The organism is Pseudomonas sp. IT-93MI4, assembly GCF_949767635.1.
GTDB lineage: Bacteria > Pseudomonadota > Gammaproteobacteria > Pseudomonadales > Pseudomonadaceae > Aquipseudomonas > Aquipseudomonas putida_A.
The window spans coordinates 91,787-116,036 of the sequence record NZ_CATKPP010000058.1 but is presented as its reverse complement, the minus strand read 5'-3'; the positions used below and the strand labels follow the sequence as shown (position 1 = coordinate 116,036).

General features: G+C 60.2%; 19 protein-coding genes. 8 read left to right on the top strand and 11 right to left on the bottom strand.

Features of this window, described 5'->3' with window-relative positions; all coding sequences use genetic code 11:
• Positions 1 to 36 precede the first annotated feature (36 nt).
• A complete protein-coding gene (gene mscL / locus ACM6I7_RS26590) occupies positions 37 to 450 on the bottom strand; it encodes a large-conductance mechanosensitive channel protein MscL (RefSeq protein WP_027612841.1) in 414 nt (137 codons plus the stop codon).
• A 285-nt stretch (positions 451 to 735) separates the two neighbouring features.
• Here mscL and katB point away from each other — a divergent pair, with 285 nt between their 5' ends.
• The 3 genes from katB to radA are packed head-to-tail and all read left to right on the top strand — an operon-like array spanning position 736 to position 4,285.
• Positions 736 to 2,277 (top strand): catalase KatB, encoded by a 1,542-nt coding sequence (katB, locus tag ACM6I7_RS26585; protein ID WP_115988853.1) that lies wholly within the window; start codon positions 736 to 738, stop codon positions 2,275 to 2,277.
• 60 nt (positions 2,278 to 2,337) lie between these two features.
• Positions 2,338 to 2,874: an ankyrin repeat domain-containing protein gene (locus ACM6I7_RS26580; protein ID WP_097089277.1), complete on the top strand. Its 537-nt coding sequence runs from the start codon at positions 2,338 to 2,340 to the stop codon at positions 2,872 to 2,874.
• Positions 2,875 to 2,917: 43 nt separating this feature from the next.
• The gene (gene radA / locus ACM6I7_RS26575; RefSeq protein ID WP_007963764.1) at positions 2,918 to 4,285 is read left to right on the top strand and encodes a DNA repair protein RadA; all 1,368 of its coding nucleotides are present in this window, start codon (positions 2,918 to 2,920) and stop codon (positions 4,283 to 4,285) included.
• A gap of 111 nt (positions 4,286 to 4,396) precedes the next feature.
• Here the strand turns inward: radA and ACM6I7_RS26570 are convergent, their stop codons facing one another.
• Positions 4,397 to 4,765, bottom strand: a complete 369-nt coding sequence (locus ACM6I7_RS26570) for a PilZ domain-containing protein (protein ID WP_103367278.1) — start codon at positions 4,763 to 4,765, stop codon at positions 4,397 to 4,399.
• Positions 4,766 to 4,924: 159 nt separating this feature from the next.
• Between ACM6I7_RS26570 and ACM6I7_RS26565 the strand changes: the two genes are divergently transcribed.
• The 3 genes from ACM6I7_RS26565 (at position 4,925) to yjiA (ending at position 8,328) form a co-directional block, all read left to right on the top strand.
• Entirely contained in the window at positions 4,925 to 6,991 is a 2,067-nt protein-coding gene (locus ACM6I7_RS26565) for a carbon starvation CstA family protein (RefSeq protein WP_007963766.1), read from the top strand.
• 15 nt (positions 6,992 to 7,006) lie between these two features.
• A complete protein-coding gene (locus ACM6I7_RS26560; RefSeq protein WP_003228401.1) occupies positions 7,007 to 7,204 on the top strand; it encodes a YbdD/YjiX family protein in 198 nt (65 codons plus the stop codon).
• A gap of 152 nt (positions 7,205 to 7,356) precedes the next feature.
• Positions 7,357 to 8,328 (top strand): GTPase, encoded by a 972-nt coding sequence (yjiA, locus tag ACM6I7_RS26555; protein WP_414889560.1) that lies wholly within the window; start codon positions 7,357 to 7,359, stop codon positions 8,326 to 8,328.
• 87 nt (positions 8,329 to 8,415) lie between these two features.
• On the opposite strand, the gene ACM6I7_RS26550 is transcribed toward yjiA, so the two are convergent.
• From ACM6I7_RS26550 to morA, 5 genes are all read right to left on the bottom strand, one after another.
• Positions 8,416 to 9,126 (bottom strand): GntR family transcriptional regulator, encoded by a 711-nt coding sequence (locus ACM6I7_RS26550; protein WP_414889559.1) that lies wholly within the window; start codon positions 9,124 to 9,126, stop codon positions 8,416 to 8,418.
• Positions 9,127 to 9,149: 23 nt separating this feature from the next.
• Positions 9,150 to 9,854, bottom strand: coding sequence for a FadR/GntR family transcriptional regulator (locus ACM6I7_RS26545; protein WP_414889558.1), 705 nt, complete (start codon positions 9,852 to 9,854; stop codon positions 9,150 to 9,152).
• A gap of 84 nt (positions 9,855 to 9,938) precedes the next feature.
• Positions 9,939 to 11,252 (bottom strand): C4-dicarboxylate transporter DctA, encoded by a 1,314-nt coding sequence (locus ACM6I7_RS26540; RefSeq protein WP_414889557.1) that lies wholly within the window; start codon positions 11,250 to 11,252, stop codon positions 9,939 to 9,941.
• A gap of 278 nt (positions 11,253 to 11,530) precedes the next feature.
• Positions 11,531 to 12,784: a serine hydroxymethyltransferase gene (gene glyA / locus ACM6I7_RS26535; RefSeq protein WP_003228394.1), complete on the bottom strand. Its 1,254-nt coding sequence runs from the start codon at positions 12,782 to 12,784 to the stop codon at positions 11,531 to 11,533.
• Between the two features lie 239 nt (positions 12,785 to 13,023).
• On the bottom strand, positions 13,024 to 16,872 hold the full coding sequence (morA, locus tag ACM6I7_RS26530) for a cyclic di-GMP receptor MorA (protein ID WP_183784152.1): 3,849 nt from the start codon (positions 16,870 to 16,872) through the stop codon (positions 13,024 to 13,026).
• A gap of 287 nt (positions 16,873 to 17,159) precedes the next feature.
• Here morA and ettA point away from each other — a divergent pair, with 287 nt between their 5' ends.
• Both ettA and gdhA read left to right on the top strand, forming a co-directional pair.
• Positions 17,160 to 18,824 carry an energy-dependent translational throttle protein EttA gene (gene ettA / locus ACM6I7_RS26525; protein WP_003228391.1) on the top strand — a complete coding sequence of 555 codons (1,665 nt, stop codon included), beginning with the start codon at positions 17,160 to 17,162 and terminating at the stop codon, positions 18,822 to 18,824.
• Between the two features lie 349 nt (positions 18,825 to 19,173).
• Positions 19,174 to 20,511, top strand: coding sequence for an NADP-specific glutamate dehydrogenase (gene gdhA, locus ACM6I7_RS26520; RefSeq protein ID WP_150367950.1), 1,338 nt, complete (start codon positions 19,174 to 19,176; stop codon positions 20,509 to 20,511).
• Here the strand turns inward: gdhA and ACM6I7_RS26515 are convergent.
• The 4 genes from ACM6I7_RS26515 to ACM6I7_RS26500 form a co-directional block, all read right to left on the bottom strand.
• Positions 20,508 to 21,002 carry a GreA/GreB family elongation factor gene (locus tag ACM6I7_RS26515; protein WP_096795243.1) on the bottom strand — a complete coding sequence of 165 codons (495 nt, stop codon included), beginning with the start codon at positions 21,000 to 21,002 and terminating at the stop codon, positions 20,508 to 20,510. The two genes, gdhA and ACM6I7_RS26515, sit on opposite strands and share 4 nt — an antisense overlap.
• A 71-nt stretch (positions 21,003 to 21,073) precedes the next feature.
• Positions 21,074 to 21,430: a hypothetical protein gene (locus ACM6I7_RS26510; protein WP_007963787.1), complete on the bottom strand. Its 357-nt coding sequence runs from the start codon at positions 21,428 to 21,430 to the stop codon at positions 21,074 to 21,076.
• A gap of 218 nt (positions 21,431 to 21,648) precedes the next feature.
• The gene (locus ACM6I7_RS26505; RefSeq protein ID WP_414889556.1) at positions 21,649 to 23,502 is read right to left on the bottom strand and encodes a DUF4105 domain-containing protein; all 1,854 of its coding nucleotides are present in this window, start codon (positions 23,500 to 23,502) and stop codon (positions 21,649 to 21,651) included.
• A 96-nt stretch (positions 23,503 to 23,598) separates the two neighbouring features.
• Complete coding sequence (locus tag ACM6I7_RS26500) at positions 23,599 to 24,087, bottom strand: DUF3015 domain-containing protein (RefSeq protein ID WP_007909797.1); 489 nt, start codon at positions 24,085 to 24,087, stop codon at positions 23,599 to 23,601.
• Between the last annotated feature and the right edge of the window lie 163 nt (positions 24,088 to 24,250).

Sequence of the window (24,250 nt, the reverse complement as noted above, 5' to 3'; positions counted from 1 at the left end):
GGCGCCATCAGGCGCCGTTCTTTATTCATCAAGCAGTCAAGGCCGGTTGTTCTGGGCCTTGAGCAGATCGCGGATCTCACCGAGCAACTCTTCTTCCTTGGTCGGAACTGGTGGCAGGGAAGGGGCTACGGCTTCTTCGCGTTTAAGGCGGTTGATGGCTTTGACACCCATGAAGATCGCGAAGGCGACGATCACGAAGTCCAGAATGCTCTGGATGAATTTACCGTAAGCCATGACCACGGCAGGGGCGTTGCCCTCGGCGGCTTTAAGCGTGATGGCCAGATCACTGAAGTCCACCCCTCCGATCAACAGGCCGATTGGCGGCATGATCACGTCGCCGACAAACGACGAAACAATTTTGCCAAAGGCGGCACCGATGATGATACCGACGGCCATGTCGACCACATTGCCTTTGACCGCGAAGGCCTTGAACTCACTAAGCACGCCCATAGGTTATTTCCTTGTTACAGATGAGGTTGGTGTACGCAGTGTAAATCAGCAAACGCGTCCTGCGCGAAACACCTTCTTACAATGCCCGTTTTTATCGACCGATAAATCTGCAATTAGTTTGCAAAGTGCCACTAATCGCGCGCGAAATACGCCGTAACACGCTGATCGGGAAGCCAAAATTTTCAATCGTCGGGTTACGAACTTTCTATTTATGTTCGCGGACTTAGCCCTCTAGCCTCTGGTTGGCGCACCTGGATGCGCCCAAAAGAACCAGAGGAACCTGATATGAATTCCACCCTTGGACTGGGGGCTTTTCCCCATCGCCGTACGCTCGGCGTACTCACCGCCAGCCTGTTGACCTTCTCCGTGCACGCCGCGCCCCTGACCCGGGATAATGGTGCAGCGGTGGGCGACAATCAGAACTCGCAAACCGCCGGCGCCAACGGCCCGGTGCTGCTGCAAGACGTGCAACTGATCCAGAAACTCCAGCGTTTCGACCGTGAACGCATTCCCGAACGCGTGGTGCATGCCCGCGGTACCGGTGCCCATGGCACGTTCACCGTGACCAACGACCTCAGCGACCTGAGCAAGGCCAAGGTATTCGCTGCCGGGCAGGTGACGCCAGTGTTCGTGCGCTTCTCCGCAGTGGTTCACGGTAACCACTCCCCGGAAACCCTGCGCGATCCACGGGGCTTTGCCACCAAGTTCTACACCGCTGATGGCAACTGGGACCTGGTCGGCAACAACTTCCCGACCTTCTTCATTCGCGACGCGATCAAGTTTCCGGACATGGTCCATGCGTTCAAACCCGATCCACGCACCAACCTTGACGATGACTCGCGTCGTTTCGACTTCTTCTCCCACGTGCCGGAAGCCACTCGCACGCTGACCGAGCTGTATTCCAATTCGGGTACTCCAGCCAGTTATCGGGAAATGGACGGTAATGGCGTGCATGCCTACAAGTTGGTTAACGCCAAAGGCGAAGTGCACTATGTGAAGTTCCACTGGAAAAGTTTGCAGGGCATCAAAAACCTGACACCTGAACAAGTCGAGAAAGTTCAGGGCAAAGATTACAGTCATATGACTAATGATCTGGTCAGTCATATCAATAAGGGTGATTTCCCGAAATGGGACTTGTACATCCAAGTGCTGAATCCGCAAGATTTGTCCAAGTTTGATTTCGATCCATTGGACGCTACCAAGATCTGGCCGAATGTTCCTGAGCGAAAAGTTGGACAAATGGTGTTGAACCGTAATCCGGCCAATGTGTTCCAGGAAACCGAACAAGTTGCCATGGCCCCGGCCAATGTTGTGCCGGGTATCGAACCTTCAGAAGATCGTCTGTTGCAAGGTCGAGTGTTTTCTTATGCCGATACGCAGATGTATCGCCTGGGTGCAAACGGCCTGCAACTTCCGATCAATGCGCCAAAAGTTGCGGTCAACAATGGCAATCAGGACGGTGCGATGAACTTCGGTGCCACGGCGTCTGGCGTGAACTATCAGCCAAGCCGCCTGCAACCGCGTGAAGAGCCGCAGAGCGCGCGTTACAGCCAGCTGGCACTGTCGGGCAGCACCCAGCAGGCGAAGATTCAGCGTGAGCAGAACTTCAAACAGGCCGGGGATCTGTATCGCTCGTTCAGCCAGCAGGAGCGTCAGGACCTGATCGCCAGCTTCGGCGGTTCGCTGGCGACCACCGATGACGAGAGCAAGCACATCATCCTGTCCTTTCTTTATAAGGCAGATCCGGAATACGGCACCGGTGTGACCAAAGTGGCCAAGGGTGACCTGAGCCGGGTCAAGGCGCTGGCAGCGAAACTGGTCGACTGATCTCGACGTCATGCAACGCGGGGCCTGATTCAGGCCCCGTTCTGCCCAAGGAGAGCGTTTATGCGTGCCTTTCTTTTACTGTTGCTCGGTTGCCTGTCATTTACAGCGCTGGCCGAACAGAACCCCGAGGCGATCAAGGCGCAGTTGCAGGATTACTATTTCGATGCCGCCCGGCGTGGTGATGTGCCGATGCTCGAGACCTTTATCGAGTCCGGTTATTCCCTCGATACCCGCGACAGCAAGGGCTACACCGCTTTGATTCTGGCGGCGTATCACGGCCAGGGTGCGGCAGTTGACCGGTTACTGGCGGCGGGCGCTGATGCCTGCGCGCAGGACCAACGTGGCAACACAGCGCTGATGGGCGCGATTTTCAAAGGCGAGATGCAGATTGCTCGAAGGCTGATGGCCACCGATTGCAGCCCCGATCAGCGCAACGGCGCAGGCCAGACTGCGGCGATGTACGCCGGGTTGTTCAAGCGCATCGAACTGCTCGACGCGCTCAAGGCCAAGGGCGCCGATCTTAATGCCGAAGACCCGCTGGGCAACAGCGCCGCGCGTCTGGCCAACGGCGAAATCCGTACCGCCGCGCCGCGCTGAGCGGTGGCTGCGTTATCATCGCGGTTTTTGCCGGGGGATCCAGATGGCCAAGGCCAAGCGCATGTACGGCTGCACCGAGTGCGGCGCAACCTTTCCCAAGTGGGCGGGCCAGTGCGGCGAGTGCGGCGCCTGGAACACCCTGACCGAAACCATGATCGAAAGCGGCGGGGCCACGGCGCCCACCGGGCGTACCGGCTGGGCCGGGCAGCAAGCGCAGATCAAGACCCTGGCCGAAGTCAGCATCGAGGAGATCCCGCGCTTCTCCACCGCGTCCGGTGAGCTGGATCGGGTTTTGGGTGGCGGTCTGGTCGATGGCTCGGTGGTGCTGATAGGTGGTGATCCGGGCATCGGCAAGTCGACGATTCTGTTACAGACCCTGTGCAACCTCGCCAAGAGCATGCCGGCGCTGTACGTCACCGGCGAAGAATCCCAGCAGCAAGTGGCAATGCGCGCCCGGCGTCTGGGGCTGCCACAGGATCAACTGCGGGTGATGACCGAAACCTGCATCGAAACCATCATCGCCACCGCCCGTCAGGAAAAACCCAAGGTGATGGTGATCGACTCGATCCAGACCATTTTCACCGAACAGTTGCAATCAGCGCCGGGTGGCGTCTCGCAGGTACGTGAGAGTGCGGCGCTGCTGGTGCGTTATGCCAAGCAGAGTGGCACCGCGATCTTCCTCGTCGGTCACGTCACCAAGGAAGGCGCATTGGCAGGCCCAAGGGTTCTCGAACACATGGTCGACACCGTGCTGTATTTCGAAGGCGAATCCGATGGCCGTTTGCGTTTGTTGCGGGCGGTGAAAAACCGTTTCGGTGCGGTCAATGAACTGGGCGTGTTCGGCATGACCGACAAGGGCCTGAAAGAAGTCTCCAACCCTTCGGCGATTTTTCTCACCCGTGCCCAGGAAGAAGTCCCGGGCAGTGTGGTGATGGCCACCTGGGAAGGCACCCGGCCGATGCTGGTGGAAGTGCAGGCGTTGGTCGATGACAGCCATCTGGCCAATCCACGGCGCGTGACGTTGGGCCTTGATCAGAACCGATTGGCGATGTTGTTGGCGGTATTGCATCGCCATGGCGGCATTCCGACCCATGATCAGGACGTGTTCCTCAACGTGGTCGGCGGGGTGAAGGTGCTGGAGACCGCGTCCGACCTGGCGTTGATGGCGGCGGTGATGTCGAGCCTGCGCAACCGGCCGTTGCCGCATGATCTGCTGGTGTTTGGCGAAGTCGGTTTGTCCGGCGAGGTGCGTCCGGTGCCGAGCGGCCAGGAGCGCTTGAAGGAAGCGGCCAAGCATGGCTTCAAACGGGCGATCGTGCCCAAGGGCAATGCACCGAAAGAGGCGCCGCCGGGGTTGCAGATCATTGCCGTGACCCGGTTGGAACAGGCGCTCGACGCATTGTTCGAATAGTCCTGTGGGAGCGGGCTTGCCCGCGAAAGCGGTGTGTCAGTCGAAATCAATGTTGATTGACACGGCTTCTTCGCGGGCAAGCCCGCTCCCACAGGGGATTTGTATTGATGGCTAGATTTCGATCAGGGCGCCGAGTTCGCGCTCAAGCTCGGCTTCGTCAGCCAGGTTGAGCTCGATCAACCGTCGCAAGCGCTGGATCGACTCCAGACTGATATGCCGGCAGACGAAGCCTAGTTGTCCGTGATCTTCGTGAGCCAGGTGTACATCCATCTCGATATCGACATCATCGCTCAGATGAATGTTGACGAAGAAATCCTGCTCCCTATCCCCAAGCCACGGCTCCGGCCGTTCGATCAGCAGCCCTTTGAGCGACAGGTCGATCAGTTTCACCGGCCAGATATATTCACCTTGGCGCAACTCGGTTCTGGCATCGAACGCAATACGTTTGAAGCGACGGCGATTGGCTGGGTGTTCGCTCATGGCGCAATCCTCGGGAGAGTTCGCTGACTATAGACCCGACTCGCGGGTGGCTGCCAATCAACGAGCCGTCTAGACCAACGTCGGGGTATGGCCTTTGGCGCCGTAAGCGCTAAACTCGGGGTGGCTGTCTTTCTTGTCCACCCTGGCTGGAATAATAAAATGAAAAATAATAATAGCCTGCTACGCCACTTACCCTGGCTAGTGCTGGCAATCGTAGGAGCGTGCGCCCTGGGCGTAGTGGCATTGCGCCGAGGAGAGGCGATCAACGCCTTGTGGATCGTGGTCGCGGCAGTGGCTATTTATCTGGTCGCGTACCGTTACTACAGCCTGTTCATCGCCAACAATGTGATGCAACTCGATCCGCGTCGGGCCACCCCCGCCGTGCTCAACAACGACGGTCTGGACTACGTTCCAACCAACAAACACATTCTTTTCGGTCACCACTTCGCGGCCATCGCCGGCGCAGGACCTCTGGTCGGCCCGGTACTGGCGGCGCAGATGGGTTATCTGCCCGGCACGCTGTGGCTGATTGCCGGGGTGGTGCTGGCGGGCGCGGTGCAGGACTTCATGGTTCTGTTCATGTCGACCCGGCGCAACGGCCGTTCCCTGGGCGACATGGTGCGTGAAGAAATGGGCCGCATCCCCGGCACCATCGCCCTGTTCGGCTGCTTCCTGATCATGATCATCATCCTCGCGGTGCTGGCGCTGATCGTGGTCAAGGCACTGGCAGAGAGCCCATGGGGCATCTTCACCGTGATGGCGACCATCCCGATCGCGATGTTCATGGGCATCTACATGCGCTACATCCGCCCGGGCCGCATCGGCGAGATCTCGGTCATCGGTGTGTTGCTGCTGCTCGGTTCGATCTGGCTCGGCGGGCAGATTGCCGCTGATCCGGTGTGGGCCAAGGCCTTCAGCTTCACCGGCGTGCAAATCACCTGGATGCTGATCGGTTATGGCTTCGTCGCCGCCGTGTTGCCGGTGTGGCTGATCCTCGCGCCACGCGACTACCTGTCGACGTTCCTCAAGATCGGCACCATCATCGCCCTGGCGATCGGCATTCTGGTGACCATGCCCGAGCTGAAAATGCCGGCGCTGACCCAGTTCGTCGACGGCACCGGCCCGGTGTGGAAGGGCGGTCTGTTCCCGTTCCTGTTCATCACCATCGCTTGCGGTGCGGTGTCCGGGTTCCACGCACTGATCTCTTCGGGCACCACGCCGAAGTTGCTGGATAACGAAACCAACGCGCGTTACATCGGTTACGGCGGCATGCTGATGGAATCGTTTGTGGCGATCATGGCCATGGTTGCCGCTTCGGTGATCGAGCCGGGCGTGTACTTCGCCATGAACAGCCCGGCCGCCGTGGTCGGCGGTGACGTCGCATCGGTGGCGCAGATGGTCAGCAGCTGGGGCTTCGCGATCACGCCGGAGGCGCTGCAAGCCGTGGCTCACGACATCGGCGAAACCACCATCCTCGCCCGTGCCGGCGGCGCGCCGACCCTGGCGGTCGGTATCGCGCAGATCCTGCACAGTGTCCTGCCGGGTGAAAACACCATGGCGTTCTGGTACCACTTCGCGATTCTGTTCGAAGCGCTGTTCATCCTGACCGCTGTAGACGCCGGCACCCGTGCCGGGCGCTTCATGCTGCAGGACCTGCTCGGCTCCTTCGTTCCGGCGCTCAAGCGCACCGAATCGTGGACTGCCAACCTGATCGCCACCGCCGGTTGTGTGGCGATGTGGGGCTGGTTGCTGTATCAGGGCGTGATCGATCCGCTGGGCGGCATCAACACCCTGTGGCCGCTGTTCGGTATCTCCAACCAGATGCTGGCCGGTATCGCGCTGATGCTCGGCACCGTGGTCCTGATCAAGATGAAGCGCCAGCGCTACATCTGGGTCACCCTGCTGCCAGCCGCCTGGCTGCTGATCTGCACCACCACTGCAGGCTTCATCAAGCTGTTCGACGCCAACCCGGCGATCGGCTTCCTGTCGCTGGCCAAGAAGTACAGCGATGCCCTGGCCGCCGGGCAAGTCATTGCCCCGGCCAAGAGTATCGAGCAGATGCAGCACGTGATCTTCAACGCCTACACCAACGCAACGCTCACTGCGCTGTTCCTGTTCGTGGTCTTCAGCATCCTGTTCTATGCGCTCAAGGTCGGCATCGCTGCCTGGGGCAAAAAAGAGCGAACGGATAAAGAATCGCCATTCCAGGCCCTGCCGGACGCGTAACCAGAGGATTGCACCATGTTCAATGACCTGAGTCGCCTCGGTAAATACCTCGGTCAGGCCGCACGCCTGATGGTCGGCATGCCCGACTACGACACCTACGTCGAGCATATGCAAACCAAACACCCGGACAAACCGGTGATGAGCTACGAGATGTTCTTCCGCGAACGTCAGGAAGCGCGTTACGGTGGCAAGGGTGGGCCGAAGTGCTGTTGAGCTGACAGCCTGCAGTTGAGGTAATCCTCCTGTGGGAGCGAGCCTGCTCGCGAATACGGAGTGTCAGTTGATGAATGATTTGACTGACACACCGCTTTCGCGAGCAGGCTCGCTCCCACATTTGTTTTGTGTTTGTTTCAGGAGATCGTGTTTTGTCTTCTCCCATACCTGTAACGGTACTCAGCGGTTTCCTCGGTGCCGGCAAGACCACCTTGCTGCGCCATCTGCTTAAAGCCGAGCACGGCCTGAAGATCGCCGTGATCGAGAACGAATTCAGCGACGCCGGCATCGACACCCAGTTGCTCGGCGACGAACCGGTGCAAGTCATGACCCTGGCCAACGGCTGCGTCTGCTGCACCATCCACACCGATCTGACCAAGGCCCTGTACCTGCTGCTCGAACGCCTGGACAGCGGTGAAATCGCCTTCGACCGTCTGGTGATCGAGTGCACCGGTCTGGCCGATCCGGCCCCGGTGGCGCAGACCTTTTTTATCGACGAAGAACTGCGCGAGCGCTATCTGCTCGACGGCATCATCACCCTGGTGGATGCGGCTCACGCCGACCAGCACCTGACCCAGACCATCGCCCAGGCGCAGATCGGTTTCGCCGACCGCTTGCTGGTGAGCAAGACCGATCTGGTGGATGAGGCCACGTTCACCGCGCTGAGCGAACGCCTGACGCGGATCAATCGTCGTGCGCCGATCCGCGTGGTCGAGCATGGCAACATCGATCTGGCCGAACTGCTCGACGTGCGTGGCTTCAATCTCAATGCCGACCTCGGTGGCGGGGTGAGCCTGCGTCCGGTGAGCAAGGCGCCGTCCATCGACCGCATCTCCAGTCTGGTGCTGCGCACAGACCAGCCGCTGGATATCGATCAGCTCAGTGAGTTCATGAACGAGCTGCTGGAAGAGCACGGCAAGCAATTGCTGCGTTACAAAGGTGTTCTGAACATTGCGGGTGAAGATCGGCGCTTGGTGTTTCAGGGCGTGCTGAAACTTTACGGGTTCGACTGGGACACCGAGTGGGCCGAGGGTGAGGCGCGGGAAAGTGTGATTGTGTTTATTGCCGATGATTTGCCGGAAGAGAAGATTCGGGCTGGGTTTGCCAGGGTAGCTTCTGCCTGATGGGTTTGTGGTGCCTGTAATAACGCCATCGCGAGCAGGCTCACTCCTACAGGGAAATGTAGGAGTGAGCCTGCTCGCGATAGCAGTCTAACCTGCAACACAATGCTCAAGGGCTGTACCCAGCAAGGTCTGCTCAAGATGATCCAGGTGTTGATTCATCAGTCGCTCAGCCATGGACATATCCCCAGACGCGACCGCCTCGACAATCGCCAGATGCTCCTGCCACGCGCAGCAACCGGGCGTCGATCCATCACACCGCGCAATCGCCAGCGACGTCAACGGCACCAGGCTGCCAAGGAAATGTGCCAACGGTGCATTCCCCGCCATCTGGGCCAACTGCAGATGAAACTCGCCGGACAAACGAATCGCCGCCGCACGCCGTTCCTGTGTCACGGCCAGACGTTCGCGTTCGACCAGCGTGCGCAAGCGTTTCAAACCCTCCGCTGAGGCATTCTGACAAGCCAGACGCGCCAGCGTCGCTTCGGTCAGGCGCCGGGCGTGCAGGGTTTGCCGGGTCTGCTCGGCATCCGGTGTGGCGACCCGTGGCCGATGGTTGGCGCGCAGCACAATCACCTGCTCATGGGACAACTGCGTCAGCACCCGGCGCACATCGGCGCGGCTGACGCCAAACATCTGCTTGAGACTGTCTTCGGTGAAGCGGCTGGCCGGGTCGATTCGCCGGTCCAGAATCGCGTCGAACAGCCGCGGGTACAGATCGTCTGCCGACGCCTGCAGGCGAGAGAAGGGCAGGGGGGCCGACATCTGACGAGTGTGCGGCGACGTGGCAAGACTGTTCATGGCCGGTCTCCAGTGTGAATCAATCAGTGGCTGAGGTTGTCATCCGGAATGTTCAATTCAACGCCCATCCGTTGGCCTTCGCGCAGAATGTGCCGACGCATTTCGGCGCTGGCCTGAGCGCTGTTCTTGCTGCGGATTGCGCGCACCACCGCTTCGTTTTCTTCCAGGCGTTCGGCCAGATGCTCAGGCGAATTGCGCAGTACGTCGGCACTTTGCTTGAGGGCATTGCTTGTTTGCTGCACCACACTCTGGAAGATCGGGTTCGAAGTCAGAGTGAACAGCTCTTCGTGGAAGGCGATGTAGGCGCTGACCCCGGCTTCGCTGTCGCCCGCTTCAAGGGCTTCGCGCATGTCCATCAGGGTCAGGCGCAACTGGCCGACTTCCTTGCTGCTGATCGACTGCGCGACCAGACCGACGATGAACGGCTCTAGGGTGTAGCGCAGTTGCAGCACGTCTTCGAGGCTGGCGCCGGCCACCGGGCTGTCGTGGCTCTGGCTGTCGCTGAGTTGGGCGTCGAGCACCACCACGCCTTTGCCCGGCATCGAACGCACCAGGCCAAGGGTTTCCAGGACGATCACCGCTTCGCGCAGGCTTGGGCGGCTGATGCCCAGTTGTTCGGCCAGTTCGCGCTGACCCGGCAGCATGTCGCCGGAGCGCCACTGACCGCGGGCGAGGGCGGCGCGCAGTTTTTCTACGACTGAGTTGACGACGGTTGATGTGGTGATCACTTGTCTAGCTCCGTAAGCCCATAGGGGATGCCGCAAACAAGATCAAAAGATCGCAGCCTGCGGCAGCTCCTGCGGGGTTGAAAATCAGAACTCTTGCTGGTGCGCCGGAGTTCCGGTTTTACGCGGTTGAAAGGTGTAGCCCTGCTGACCGCTGAGTACTTTGTTTGCGCGTTGCACATCGATGTCCTTTTCCCAACGGGCGATGGCCACGGTGGCGACGCAGTTGCCGATCAGGTTGGTCAGTGCCCGGCCGATGCCCATGAACCAGTCCACCGCCAGTACCAGCACCAGACCCACGACCGGGATCGCCGGGATCGCCGTCAGCGTCGCCGCCAGAATCACCAGCGCCGAGCCGGGAATGCCGTGGGCGCCCTTGGAAGTGATCAGCGACACCAGCAGAATCGTCAGCAGATCGGTCATCGCCAGTGGCGTGCCGGTGGCGTTGGCGATGAACACGATGGCCAGGGTCAGGTAGATCGAGAAACCGTCGAGGTTGAACGAATAGCCGGTGGGAATCACCAGCCCGACCGTCGAGCTGCCAATCCCCAGGTGTTCAAGTTTGCGCATGATCTGTGGCAGCACGGCGTCGGAAGAAGCGGTGCCCATGACGATCAGCAATTCTTCGCGCAGGTACTTGAGCAGGGGCCACAGGCGCAAGCCCGAGGCGCGCATTACCACGCCGAGGATCACACTGACGAACGCCATGCAGGTCAGGTAAAACAAGCCCACCAGACTGCCCAGGTGTTGCAGCGAATCGAGGCCGTACTTGCTGGTGGTGAAGGCGATGGCGCCGAACACCCCGATCGGCGCCAGACGCACGATCATGCCCATGATCCGGAAAATCACATGGCTCAGTTCGTTGATCAGCCGTGAGATCCCGGAAGCCGCTTCGCCCACCAGATTCAGCGCGCTGCCGAACAGCACCGAGAACAGCAGTACCTGCAGAATGTTGTTGTCGGCGAAGGCGCCGAGCACCGAGGTCGGAATCAGGTCCAGCAGGAACTGCGTGGTGGTGTGCATATGCTGGCCGCGTTCGGCGATGTCGCCCATGTCGGCGGCGGACAACTGCTCCAGATGGATATTCGCGCCACTGCCGATGCCGGTGCTGAAGGCGAATACCAGACCGATCACCAGCGCGATGGTGGTCAGCACTTCAAAGTAGATCACCGACTTGAGGCCGATGCGCCCGACCTTCTTCAGATCCCCTGCGCCGCTGATGCCGCTGACCACCACGCAGAACACGATCAGGCCGATGAGCATCTTGATCAGTTTGATGAAGCCGTCACCCAAGGGTTTGAGCTGAGCGGAATATTCGGGAAGGGTCAGCCCGCAGACGATGCCGAGCACCAGTCCGAGAACCACTTGGAGGAAGATTGAACGCGAGCACCATCTGAGCATGGGAGGAATCCTGGTCGGTGTCCTGGCTGCCGTGCGCCTTTGGGCGCATCAGATTCAGAACTTAATTATTGTGGTCTTACCGGTATGTCCAGTGCGGGTGCAGTCTAGGCGCGGATTTTTGCGGATCGCAAGTGAAAATTGACGAATTGGCATGACCGGTCTGACCAGCTGTGCGGTGAGTCCCATTCTTGAGCGGTTCAGGCGTTTGAAAAATGTGGGCACAAAAAAACCGGCCAATCACTTGGCCGGTTTTTCATGCTGCGGATTTAACGTCGCGATTACGCGCCGTACACCGGCAGTTTCTTGCAGATGGCTTTGACTTTCTCGCGAACGGCGTCGATCACCGCTTCGTTGTTCAGGTCAGCCAGGATGTCGCAGATCCAGCCGGCCAGCTCTTTGCACTCAGCCTCTTTGAAGCCGCGAGTGGTCACAGCCGGGGTACCGAAACGCAGACCGGAGGTCACGAACGGCGAGCGAGGATCGTTAGGCACGGAGTTCTTGTTCACGGTAATGAACGCTTTGCCCAGCGCGGCGTCGGCGTCTTTACCGGAGATGTCCTGCTTGATCAGCGACAGCAGGAACAGGTGGTTCTTGGTACCGCCGGACACCACGTCGAAACCGCGCTCGATGAACACTTCGGCCATGGCCTGGGCGTTCTTCACCACTTGTTCCTGGTAAGCCTTGAACTCAGGCTGCAGCGCTTCCTTGAAGCAGATCGCTTTAGCGGCGATCACGTGCTCCAGCGGGCCGCCCTGGGCGCCCGGGAATACCGCGGAGTTCAGCTTCTTCTCGATCTCGGCGTTGGCGCGCGCCAGGATCAGACCGCCACGAGGACCGCGCAGGGTCTTGTGCGTGGTGGTGGTGACCACGTCAGCGAATGGCACCGGGTTCGGGTAGACGCCGGCGGCGACCAGACCGGCCACGTGCGCCATGTCGACGAACAGGTAGGCACCGACCTTGTCAGCGATGGCGCGGAAGCGTGGGAAGTCGAGGATCTGCGAGTAGGCAGAGAAACCGGCCACGATCATTTTCGGCTTGTGTTCAACCGCCAGACGCTCGACTTCGTCGTAGTCGATCAGGCCGTTGGCGTCGATGCCGTACTGCACGGCGTTGTACAGCTTGCCGGAGGACGAAACGCTGGCGCCGTGGGTCAGGTGACCACCGTGGGCCAGGCTCATGCCCAGGATGGTGTCGCCACCTTGCAGCAGGGCCAGGTAAACAGCGGCGTTGGCTTGGGAACCGGCGTGCGGCTGAACGTTGGCGTAATCGGCGCCGAACAGCTCTTTGGCGCGGTCGATGGCCAGTTGCTCAACAACGTCGACGTACTCGCAACCACCGTAGTAGCGCTTGCCCGGGTAGCCTTCGGCGTACTTGTTGGTCAGTACCGAGCCTTGAGCTTCCATCACCGCAGGGCTGGTGTAGTTTTCCGAAGCGATCAGCTCAATGTGCTCTTCCTGGCGCTGAGCTTCTTGCTCCATGGCGGCAAAGAGATCGGCGTCGTACTTGGCAATAGTCAAATCACGGCTGAACATGGCGGTCCTCAAGGATCGGGGGCAGAAAAGGGGGGCATTCTAACCCAATGGGTTTTGGATGGCATATGAAACGACATCATGTCGCAGACAAGTGGCGTTCATGACAGATGTGCGGTGCTTTTGCCGGCCTCTTCGCGAGCAGGCTCGCTCCCACAGTAATCGAGGCAGGCCTGCGATTTTGTGATCGACATCAATCCCTGTGGGAGCGAGCCTGCTCGCGAAGGGCGCGCCGCCGATGTTCAGTCGAACATGAAGAGGGCGTCGTTACTGAACTGCGCTTCAAACCGGCTCGCCGGCATTGGCCGTCCGAACAGATAGCCCTGAACCTCATCGCAGCCGTGCTCGCGCAGGAAGTCCAGTTGCTCATGGGTTTCCACGCCTTCGGCGATTACCGCCAGATTGAGGCTGTGGGCCATGGCGATGATTGCGCGAGCGATCTGCGCGTCCTGCTCGCCGGACGGCAGGCCGTCGACGAAGGTACGGTCGATCTTCAGCACGTCGATCGGAAATTGCTTGAGGTAGTTCAGCGACGAATAACCGGTGCCGAAGTCGTCGACCGCAATGCTCAGGCCCAGGTTTTTCAGCCCGGCCAGAATCTGCATTGCTTCGCTGACTTCGCGCATCAGGATACTTTCGGTCAGCTCCAGCTCCAGACACGCCGGTGGCAGCCCGGTTTCGCGCAGGATCGTGGCGATGCGCGTACCGAGCTGGCCATCGGAGAACTGCCGCGCCGAAATGTTCACCGACACCTTCGGCACGCGCACCCGATTCTGGTGCCAGGTCTTGAGCTGACGGCAGGCCTCGCTGATCACCCAGTCGCCAACGTCGACCACCAGACCCAGCTCTTCCAGCACCGGAATGAAATCCCCCGGCGGCACCAGTCCACGACGCGGATGGCGCCAGCGTAGCAGTGCCTCGGCGCCAGTCAGGCGTTTGCCGTCGCCACTGAATTGCGGCTGGTAATACAGGACGAATTCGTTCTGCTCCAGCGCATGACGCAGGTCGCTTTCCAGCTCCAGACGTTCCAGCGCACTGGCGTTCATGTCGGCCTGATAGAACTGGAAGTTGTTCTTGCCGCGCTCCTTGGCGTGGTACATCGCGGTGTCGGCGTTCTTCATCAACTGGCTGAGTTCGTTGCCGTCCTGCGGGCTCAGGGCGATACCGATACTGGCGGTGACGAAGAACTCGCGACCTTCCAGCACAAATGGACGCACCAGGCTGGCGAGAATCTGCTCGGCCACATGAATCGCTCGGTTCAGCGCCATTTCGCGGCTGGAGCGGTGTTGCAGGAGCAAGGTGAACTCGTCACCGCCCATGCGCGCCACGGTGTCGTCATCGTCGACGCAGGCCAGCAACCGCGTGGCCATGTCTTTCAACATGCGGTCGCCAGCCGCGTGGCCGAGGGAGTCGTTGATCGGTTTGAAGCGGTCGAGGTCGAGGAACATCAGCACCACCCATGACTTCTGCCGTTCGGCCGATTGCAGCGCGGTGTGCAGACGATCCTGGAACAGCGTGCGGTTCGGCAGGTGGGTCAGGGCGTCGTAGTAAGCGAGACGATGGATGCGTTGTTCGCTGGCCTTGCGCTCGCTGATGTCGCTGAAGAAGCACACGTAACTGGCCAGATCGCCTTCATCGTCGAGTACCGCCGTGATGCCGACCCACGCCGGGTAATGCTCGCCGTTACGGCGCTTGAGCCAGACTTCGCCTTCCCAGGTGCTGTGCTGATGCAATTGCTTGAGCACGTAGCGCAGGTGCGCGTCCTGTTGCTCGTCGACGGTGAGCATGTTCGGCAACTGATCGAGCACCTCCGACACCGCGTAACCGCTGACCCGGCTGAAGGCTTCGTTGGCCTGCACGATGTAACCGGCCGGGTCGGTGATCAGGATCGCCGAGGTCGAGTGCTCGAATACGGTGGCGGCCATGCGCAAGTCTTTCTCGGCGCGGCGCTGCTGGCTGATGTCGCGACCGACGCCGAGCACGCCTTCGAACGCGCCGTGTTCGTCCCACACCAGCACCAGCCGCAGCTCGATCGGGATCTTGCGGCCGTCGGCGCGCAGGCAGTCGAACAGGAACATCTGCGTCTGTACCTGGCTTCGCAGTTGCGCGAGTTGCTCAGGCTTGTCGAGCGCTTTGCTGACCCGATCCATCAAGGTGTAGATGCCGGATAGCTGCTGCGGGTTGGCGATCGTCGATTGCCAGCCATTCTGGAAGATCCACTCGGCGTCATAACCCAGCACCGCCTGCACCGACGGGCTGACGTAGTTCAACGACAGCTTGCTGTCGGTGGAGAAAATCACATCGCTGATGCTTTCGGCGAGCATGCGGTAGCGCTGCTCGCTGTCGCGCAGCGATTCGCTGGCCTCGATCTGCTCGGTGATGTCCTTGGCCACGCCGATGATTCGCGTGACCTGATCATGCTTGTCGCGGGCCAGCGCCTGCTCGCGAATGTCGAAGCGCCGCCACTTGCCGTCGCGATGGCGGAAGCGCAACTGGCACTGCAACAACTGGCTGTAACCGGCGTGCCGCTGCATCTGCCGCGAGCGGTGGTAATAGTCGGCGTCTTCCGGGTGCAGGAGGATTTCCCAGAAGTACTCGCCCATCTGGTGCAGCTCGGAGCGGTTGTAACCGAGGGTTTGGCCGAGGTGGTGGTTGCTGAAAATCATCCGCTGGCTGATCACGTCCTGCACATACAGATGGTCCGGCACGGTGCGCACCACGTCCGACCAGAAACCTTCGCGCTCCAGCAGCGACAGTTCGATCAGCTTGCGGCTGGTGATGTCGTTGATGCTCAGAATCACCGCTTTGTAGTCGTGCTGTTCCTGTGGCAGGCGCAGAACCATCCACAGGTGCTGATCGCGGCCGTTGATGTCCGGCAGTCTGATTTCCAGCTCCAGCTGTTTTTGCTGCTGCAGAACCGCGTCGAGCACCTGGTTGCCGATGGCGCACTGGCTGTGCGGATGGCCATCGATCAGCAACTGCCAGGCGTGCTCGCAGGAATTGACATTGAGCAGCTGCAGCGCGACCTGATTGACTTCGGTGACGCGCAGCTCTTGCAGCAGTTGCTGGCGCTGGGCCGGTTGGTCGAGCCAGGCCTTGAGCTGGTCGCTGGTCTGGATCTGTGCCTTGTCGAACACCTGCTTGAGGCCGGACAGATCGAGCACACACAACGCAACGCCAGTGCCTTCGAAGATGTCCTGATAACGTCGGCGACCTTCATGCAACTGGCGCTGGCGGCGACGCATGTTCAGCAGGGCGATCACCGGCAACATCGAGAACGCCAGACCCAGCAGGCATTTGCCGATGAACGCCGGCAGCAGTTCTTCGAGCACGCGCTGGCGATCGAACAGCCCGCGCAACTGCCAGTCGCTGCTGCTCAGTGGCACGGTCAGCACGGTGTTGGCCATGTCGTCCGGGCTCAGCACCCCGGGCCGGGCGGAGGATAGCGCTTCGTCGCGGCTGATGATCTGATGGTTGAGACGGTTTTCCACCAGCCACAACGGGCGGATGCCGGTTTCGCCCAGCTTGGTCAGCGAGTCGAAGAAGGTCGGGGTCAGGCGCAATACCCAGTAGCCGCGCGTGCTGCCGCTGGCCTGATGCAACAACAGATGCACCACCGAGCCGTCGTCGGCGTTACTGAAGTAATGCGCCTGGGCGCGGCTGCGGCGCACCAGTTCAGCGAGGTAATCGGCGTCGTGGCTGTCGCTGGCGCTGTCGTTGAGGATTTTCCCGGACGGGCTGAGCAGGGCCAGACTGCGCAGGTCCGGCAGCGATTGCTGGAGCTTGCGCAGCAGCGCCTGCTGTTCGTCGGACGACTGCGGCTGTTCGACGATCGGTAGCAGGTTGAGGGCGATTTGCGCATTCAGCGACATGTTCAGGCTGACCTGCGAGGCGAGGTCGGCGGTGTAGTCGATGGTGTACTGACGCTGATTTTTCTGGGTCTCGCGCAATTGATCGAGCAGTTGCCAGAACAGCAATGCCAGGAGCAAAAGTACCAGTGTCGCCAATGCACCCTTCAGTGTTCCGCGCAGGGGCGAGCCGGTCCCCGGATTGGACGCGCTCACAGAAGCTGGCGGGGTAACGTTGGACAAGCTGAAATCCTGCGGTTTGGCTGGACTGGCGCGACGTGCACTATAAGCCGGACGCCCGAAGGGCGGCTAGCATGCCTTGAGTTGTGGCGAAGTGCCAGCCCCACTCGGCTGGACTGCCTTCCGTCATTAAGGTAGCTTTGCCGGTTACGCGGGAGCGTTCCAGCTCCTAGAATCAGACTTTTTTCCGCGCGCACGCATTGATGACCATCAAGTGAACGACGCGCATCGGTCTGGCCGGGCATCGCCTGCGCTCCAATCATTCATCTGTCACTGACCCAAGGTTCTCCATGGCTCAATACGTCTTCACCATGCATCGGCTGGGCAAAGTTGTTCCGCCGAAGCGGGAAATCCTGAAAAACATTTCGCTGTCGTTCTTCCCCGGCGCCAAGATCGGCGTACTCGGCCTCAACGGTTCGGGTAAATCCACGTTGCTGAAAATCATGGCCGGCGTCGACACCGAGTTCGAGGGCGAAGCCCGTCCGATGCCGGATCTGAACATCGGTTATCTGCCGCAAGAGCCACAACTTGATCCGACCAAGACCGTGCGTGAAGTGGTCGAGGAAGCCGTCAGCGTGATCAAGGATGCGCAAGCGCGTCTGGACGAGGTCTACGCCGCTTACGCTGACCCGGATGCCGACTTCGACAAGCTGGCTGCCGAACAGGCCAAGCTCGAAGCGATCCTGCAGGCCAGCGATGGTCACAACCTGGAGCGTCAACTGGAAGTCGCCGCTGACGCCCTGCGTCTGCCGGCCTGGGACGCCAAGGTCGAACACCTGTCTGGTGGTGAAAAACGTCGTGTGGCCCTGTGCCGTCTGCTGCTGTCCGCTCCGGACATGCTGCTGCTCGACGAACCGACCAACCATCTGGACGCTGACTCCGTGGCGTGGCTGGAGCACTTCCTGCACGACTTCCCGGGCACCGTGGTCGCGATCACGCACGACCGTTACTTCCTGGATAACGTTGCTGGCTGGATTCTCGAACTCGACCGCGGCGCGGGCATTCCTTACGAAGGCAACTACTCGGGTTGGCTCGAAGCCAAGTCCGATCGTCTGGCGGCCGAATCCAAGCAGCAGTCGGCTCACGAAAAAGCCATGAAGGAAGAACTGGAGTGGGTGCGCAAAGGCGCGAAAGCCCGTCAGTCGAAATCCAAGGCTCGTCTGCAACGCTTCGAAGAAATGCAGTCGCAGGAATTCCAGAAGCGTTCGGAAACCAACGAGATCTACATCCCGGCCGGTCCGCGTCTGGGCGACAAGGTCATCGAATTCAAGAACGTCACCAAGGGCTACGGCGATCGCGTGCTGATCGACAACCTGTCGTTCTCCATGCCGAAGGGCGCCATTGTCGGCGTGATCGGTGGTAACGGTGCCGGTAAGTCGACCCTGTTCCGCATGCTGATGGGCAAGGAAACTCCGGATTCCGGCACCATCGAAGTCGGCGAAACCGTGCAACTGGCCTGCGTTGACCAGAGCCGCGAAGACCTCGACGGCAGCAAGACCGTGTTCCAGCAGATCTCCGACGGTTCCGATCAGATCCGCATCGGCAACTACGAGATCCCATCGCGCACTTATGTCGGTCGCTTCAACTTCAAGGGCGGCGACCAGCAGAAGTTCGTCAAGGACCTGTCCGGTGGTGAGCGCGGTCGTCTGCACCTGGCGCTGACCCTGAAGGAGGGCGGCAACGTCCTGCTGCTCGACGAACCGTCCAACGACCTCGACGTTGAAACCCTGCGTTCGCTGGAAGAAGCCCTGCTGGACTTCCCGGGCGCCGCCATTGTGATCTCTCACGATCGCTGGTTCCTGGACCGCGTCGCGACCCACATCCTGGCGTACGAAGACGACTCGCAAGCGGTGTTCTTCGAAGGTAACTACACCGAGTACGAAGCCGACCGCAAAAAGCGCCTCGGCGAAGCGGCGGCCCAGCCACATCGGGTACGCCACAAGAAACTGGCCTGATATCAGGCTGGTTGCATGAAAAAGAGCGGAGCCTTCGGGCTCCGTTTTTTTTGAGTTTTTTTCAGTGATACCGAGTCGTGGCCATCGCGAGCAGGCTCACTCCTACAATTGAAATACGGTCCCCTGTAGGAGTGAGCCTGCTCGCGATAGCGGTGTAATTGTTGGTGCATTACTTCGATTTGACCTCCCCATTCAGGTGCAAAACCAGCTCAAAAAACCGCCTGATTTATATCCTGTGCACCATTTAATTTCATAACTGCGACATTTTGCGCTGTTCCTGTGCGCAAATCGTTTGCTACAGTCCGGCTCAATCGCTTCCAACGACAATAAATTTGCCGAGACTTTTCCCATGATCGAATCCGTCGAATCCTTCCTCGCCCGCCTGAAAAAACGCGACCCGGATCAACCCGAATTCCACCAGGCCGTCGAAGAGGTCCTGCGCAGTCTGTGGCCGTTTCTCGAAGCCAATCCGCGTTACCTGACCTCAGGCATTCTGGAGCGCATCTGCGAGCCGGAGCGCGCAGTGGTGTTCCGCGTGTCGTGGGTCGACGATCAGGGCAAGGTCCAGGTCAATCGCGGTTTCCGCATTCAGATGAACAGCGCAATCGGCCCGTACAAGGGCGGCTTGCGCTTCCATCCTTCGGTGAACATGGGCGTGCTGAAGTTTCTCGCCTTCGAACAGACCTTCAAGAACTCCCTGACCTCGTTGCCCATGGGCGGCGGCAAGGGCGGTTCGGACTTCGATCCTAAGGGCAAGAGCGACGCCGAAGTCATGCGTTTCTGCCAGGCGTTCATGAGCGAGCTGTACCGCCACATCGGCGCGGACGTTGACGTGCCGGCTGGTGACATCGGTGTCGGTGCGCGGGAGATCGGTTTCCTGTTTGGCCAGTACAAACGCCTGAGCAACCAGTTCACCAGCGTGTTGACCGGTAAAGGCATGACCTATGGCGGCAGCCTGATTCGCCCGGAAGCCACCGGTTTCGGTTGCGTGTACTTCGCCGAGGAGATGCTCAAGCGCCGCGGGCAGACCGTCGAAGGCAAGCGCGTGGCGATCTCCGGTTCCGGCAACGTCGCGCAGTACGCGGCGCGCAAGGTCATGGACCTGGGCGGCAAGGTGATTTCGCTGTCCGACTCCGAAGGCACGCTGTACTGCGAATCGGGCTTGAGCGAAGAACAGTGGCAGGCGCTGCTGGAGCTGAAAAACGTCAAACGCGGACGCATCAGCGAACTGGCCACGGCGTTCGGTCTGGAGTTCCGCGCCGGTCAGTTGCCCTGGTCGCTGTCGTGCGACATCGCGCTGCCGTGTGCCACGCAGAACGAACTCGATGCAGACGCCGCACGTACGCTGCTGCGCAACGGCTGCGTATGCGTGGCCGAGGGCGCGAACATGCCGACCACGCTTGCGGCTGTGGATATCTTCGTCGAGGCCGGCATTCTGTTCGCCCCGGGCAAGGCGTCGAACGCCGGCGGGGTCGCGGTCAGCGGTCTGGAGATGTCGCAGAACGCCATGCGTCTGCTGTGGACGGCCGGCGAGGTGGACAGCAAGCTGCACGCGATCATGCAGTCGATCCACCACGCCTGCGTGCATTACGGCGAAGAGAACGGGCGGATCAACTACGTCAAAGGCGCGAACATCGCCGGCTTCGTCAAAGTCGCGGATGCGATGCTCGCGCAGGGTGTGGTTTAAGCCGGTTCGATGCGAATCACTTCAATCAACTGATCGCCAGCGGGGCGCTGCCACAGCACTTCGTCATTGAGCCGGGCGCCGAGCAGCGCCCGGCCCAGCGGCGAAGCCCAGTTGATCAGGCCCTGACTGGCGTCGGCCTGATCTTCGCCGACCAGTTGCACCCGACTTTCGGTGTCGTGTTCGTCGGCGTAGGTTACCCAACTGCCAATCTGCACTTTATCGGTCGAGATCGCCGGGGCCGCGACCTGTGCGCTGGCGAGGCGTTGGTTGAAGTAGCGCAAATCTCTTTCGAGATCGGCTTGGCGCTGCTTGTCGGCCTGTTCGCCCTTGGCCGATTGTTCGGCGTGCAAGGCTTGCAGTTCGGCGACTTTAGCCTGCAACTGCACCAATCCTTGGGGGGTGACGTAATTGGGCTGCGCACTGACCTGCCGTTCGACGGGCTGATCGGCTTGCGCAGCGGCGTTATCTTCGTTGACGAAAGCGCGGCTCATGCTGTCCTCCTCTGCAAAGAGTTTGGGCCATGGTCGCCGGCATTTGGTTTCACTGGATGTCTGGAAGCGACCTATTGCGAGCGATAAGCCCGCCCGGCGTCCTGATCTTTCTGCTGCTGCCAGGCGCGCTCGCGTTCGTCCCAGTGCTCGTTGCGATACTCTTCGCGATCCTTGTTTTCCAGCATTGCCTGACACTGGCGGAAGCCGTCGGTCCAGCCTTCGGCGTATTGCTTGTCCTTGAGATAGCGCGGCACGTTCTTGCGAAACTCGCCACTGATCGAACCGGCGGCTTGCCGACCACTGACGCAGCCATCATCAAAGCCGTCGGCGAAGGCCGGTGGATAACCTTTGGCGATCAAGTCTTCATGGGTGGTCTGGCAACCCCCGAGCAACAGCAAAACACCCAGCAATCCCGCACACCGCCACATCGCACTCTCCCGCGCCGATTCTCGGCTGATAGGGAAAGTCTAGAAGCGGATTCGTCGGGCGTTGGTGAAAGACATGTAAGTAATTCGTTGAATACCGGAGAACCCTGTGGGGGCGGGCTTGCTCGCGAAAGCGGTGGGTCAGTCGAGATTTGAATCGCCTGACACGACGCCTTCGCGAGCAAGCCCGCTCCCACAGGGGGTATTGATTAGGCTTCAGATCAGTAGTGGTACCACTTCACCTCAAGCATCACTTCGGTTTCCGGTGTCGCCACATGACTGAAGTCACGCTGCGCACTCAGGCGCAAACCGAGGTTGCGCGACAGCTCCCATTGCTGATTCAGGCTCAAGCTACGGCGCACTTCACCATTGAAGAAGTAATCGCCCTTGGCTTCCAGGCTGAGATTGCCCAACGGGTTTTTCCACAACACGCCGGTATTGAAACCGCCGGCCGGGGAGACGAACTCGGCGAAGTCATTGTTGTGTTCAACGCGCACGGTGCCGAGGGCAAAACCCAATACGTCATCACCTAACGCCCAGGTACCGCCACCACCACCGTTGACGTGGCTGACCAGCGTCTCGTCATCATGCTTGCCCGGCACTCGCTCAAGGCCACCGGTGACTTGCCACGACAGAGGCTGCAGCAGTTCATTGCGCGGGGTCAGCGAGCGGATGGTCGCCAGGTCCAGTTGCTGGAACTGCCACTGGTTGCCTTCATACTGGCGCAGCTTCATCTGTAGAATTTCGATCTGCGCGCCGAGGGGGAAGCTCTCGGCGTTGTCATTGAGATCGTGATAGGCCATGCGCAAGCCGTACTCGCCGAATGCACGATCACCGCGGGTGCCGATGCCGGCCTGCCAGGTGCGTGATTCATGGCCGTCTTCCGGCAGGCCCGGTTGTGGAATCTGCAACTCCGGCGCCGGGTTCTTGTTGATCGCCCGCAGCAGTTCGAAGCTGCGCTGTGCACGTTGCGCATCACGTTCCTGCCCGTTGGCGCGGTAACGCTCCAGACGATAGGCGGCATCGATGATCAGCGCCTGACGATCCCGGGGCAGGGCCTTGAAGGTCGGCTCCTGCAACACCTGTTGATCGGCGCTGACCTTCAGCACCCATTGCTGTTCTTCCTTATTCAACGGCTCGGCGCGGCTGAGCAGTTCACGCTCGCGGGACGGACGATATTCGATGCTTTCCACCAGCCCGGCCTCTTTCACCGCTTTGACCGTATCGGTAGGGATAGCGGTCAGCGGGAATTGCTCGGTCAGGCGCAGGCTTGGACGTGCCACTTGCAGCAGTTCGAGCAGGCGATAGGAGCAGTTTTCGTCGAAGAAGAAATAGTCGAACTGGATCTGCTTCAGCTCCCACACATGCTCGACCATGCGCGCGGTTTCTGCTTGCGTCAGGTTCAGCCGGTACTCCCACAGGTCGCGGTTTTCCAGGCTGCGGTACTCGGAAAGTTTTTCCTGATACGGCACCAGCGCAAAAAGCCCCGGGTAGCCGCCCATCAAGCCTTTCCAGGCGTAGAGAATGCTGTTGTCCGAGCCTTCGATGTAGGCGCCGAAATTGATCGCGTAACTCAGCAGTGAGGTCTTGTCGGCCTGCACGTCAGCCTGGTCGATGCGCAGCAGGGTGTGGCCGAACATCGACGACGGGCTGTTGAGGTAGGCCGCCGGGAAGATCATCACCGCGCTGTGCGGCGAGACGTCCTTGAACCACTTCTTGAATTCGGCGCAATCGGGGGCGGGCAGATCGGCGAGATTGAGCTGCGCTTTCAGCCAGCGGGTGCGCGCCGGATAGACGCATTGCGCGTGTTGCTCGCCGAGACTGGCCGGGGCGTACAGCGCCTGCACGGTGGCGGCCAGCTCATGGTCGGGGTGTTCGTTGCCATCGGGCGCAAGAAAGAATTTCCTGTCGCTGACATAGCTGCGCCAGCCGCCAAGCTTGGCGGTTTCGTAATGACCGAGGGAAATCCAGAAGCGGTGGTTGGCCAGTTGCTGCAAACGTTGAGGGTCGATGTGAGGCGCGGCGGACAGCGGGGCGCAGACACAGAGCGCCAACCAGGCAAGGCGTTTGAGCATAGGTGGCAACTTAAGTCGAAAAGAAACAAAAGACCCAAGGAGGGCAGGTCCAAAAAAACAAAACCCGCTTCCCGAAAGAAGCGGGTGGGGTCGAGCTTAAGCCTGAGTTGCGTACTTGGCCAGACGTGGGTCCGACTTCAGCACGGCCAGGGTGTTGGTATGCACGTCTTCTGCGGTCACGTCAGCTTTGCTGAAGATCTGCTGGAAGTGCTCGTGAGTGACAGCAGCGAAGTGCGCACGGTCTTCCGGCGCCACGCCCAGTACCACGGCGTAGGTCGTCAGCGCTTCGCCGTTGCCCTTGGCCATGTCTTCGGACAGCTCGTTCATCATGCCATTCATGGCGAACCAGGATTTACCGCCGTAGGTCAGCGACGCGTTGGTCGAGCAACCGTTGGTGCCGGAAGTCATACCGAACGTAGCGTTACCGGAGGTGCCGTTAGTGGTGGATGCCAGGAAGTGTGCCGGGGTGCCACGCTGACCTTCGAACAGCATGTTGCCCCAACCGCAATCCGGGCCACCCGGGGCTTGCGCCATGGCGTTGATGGAAACAGCGGTGAAGAGAGTACCGAGAAGAATCCGTTTCATAGCTTTGTTCTCTTTGTGTGCATACCAATGGACAGGGTTCTGACACCTGAAGGTGCCAGTGGGCCAGTATTCGTTCCAGCCGCGCAGTTTGGAGTTTAGGCACGTTCCAGGGGTTCCGTGAGTTTTTACAAAAGATTTGGCGATAACCCCGATTTGCCGGGGG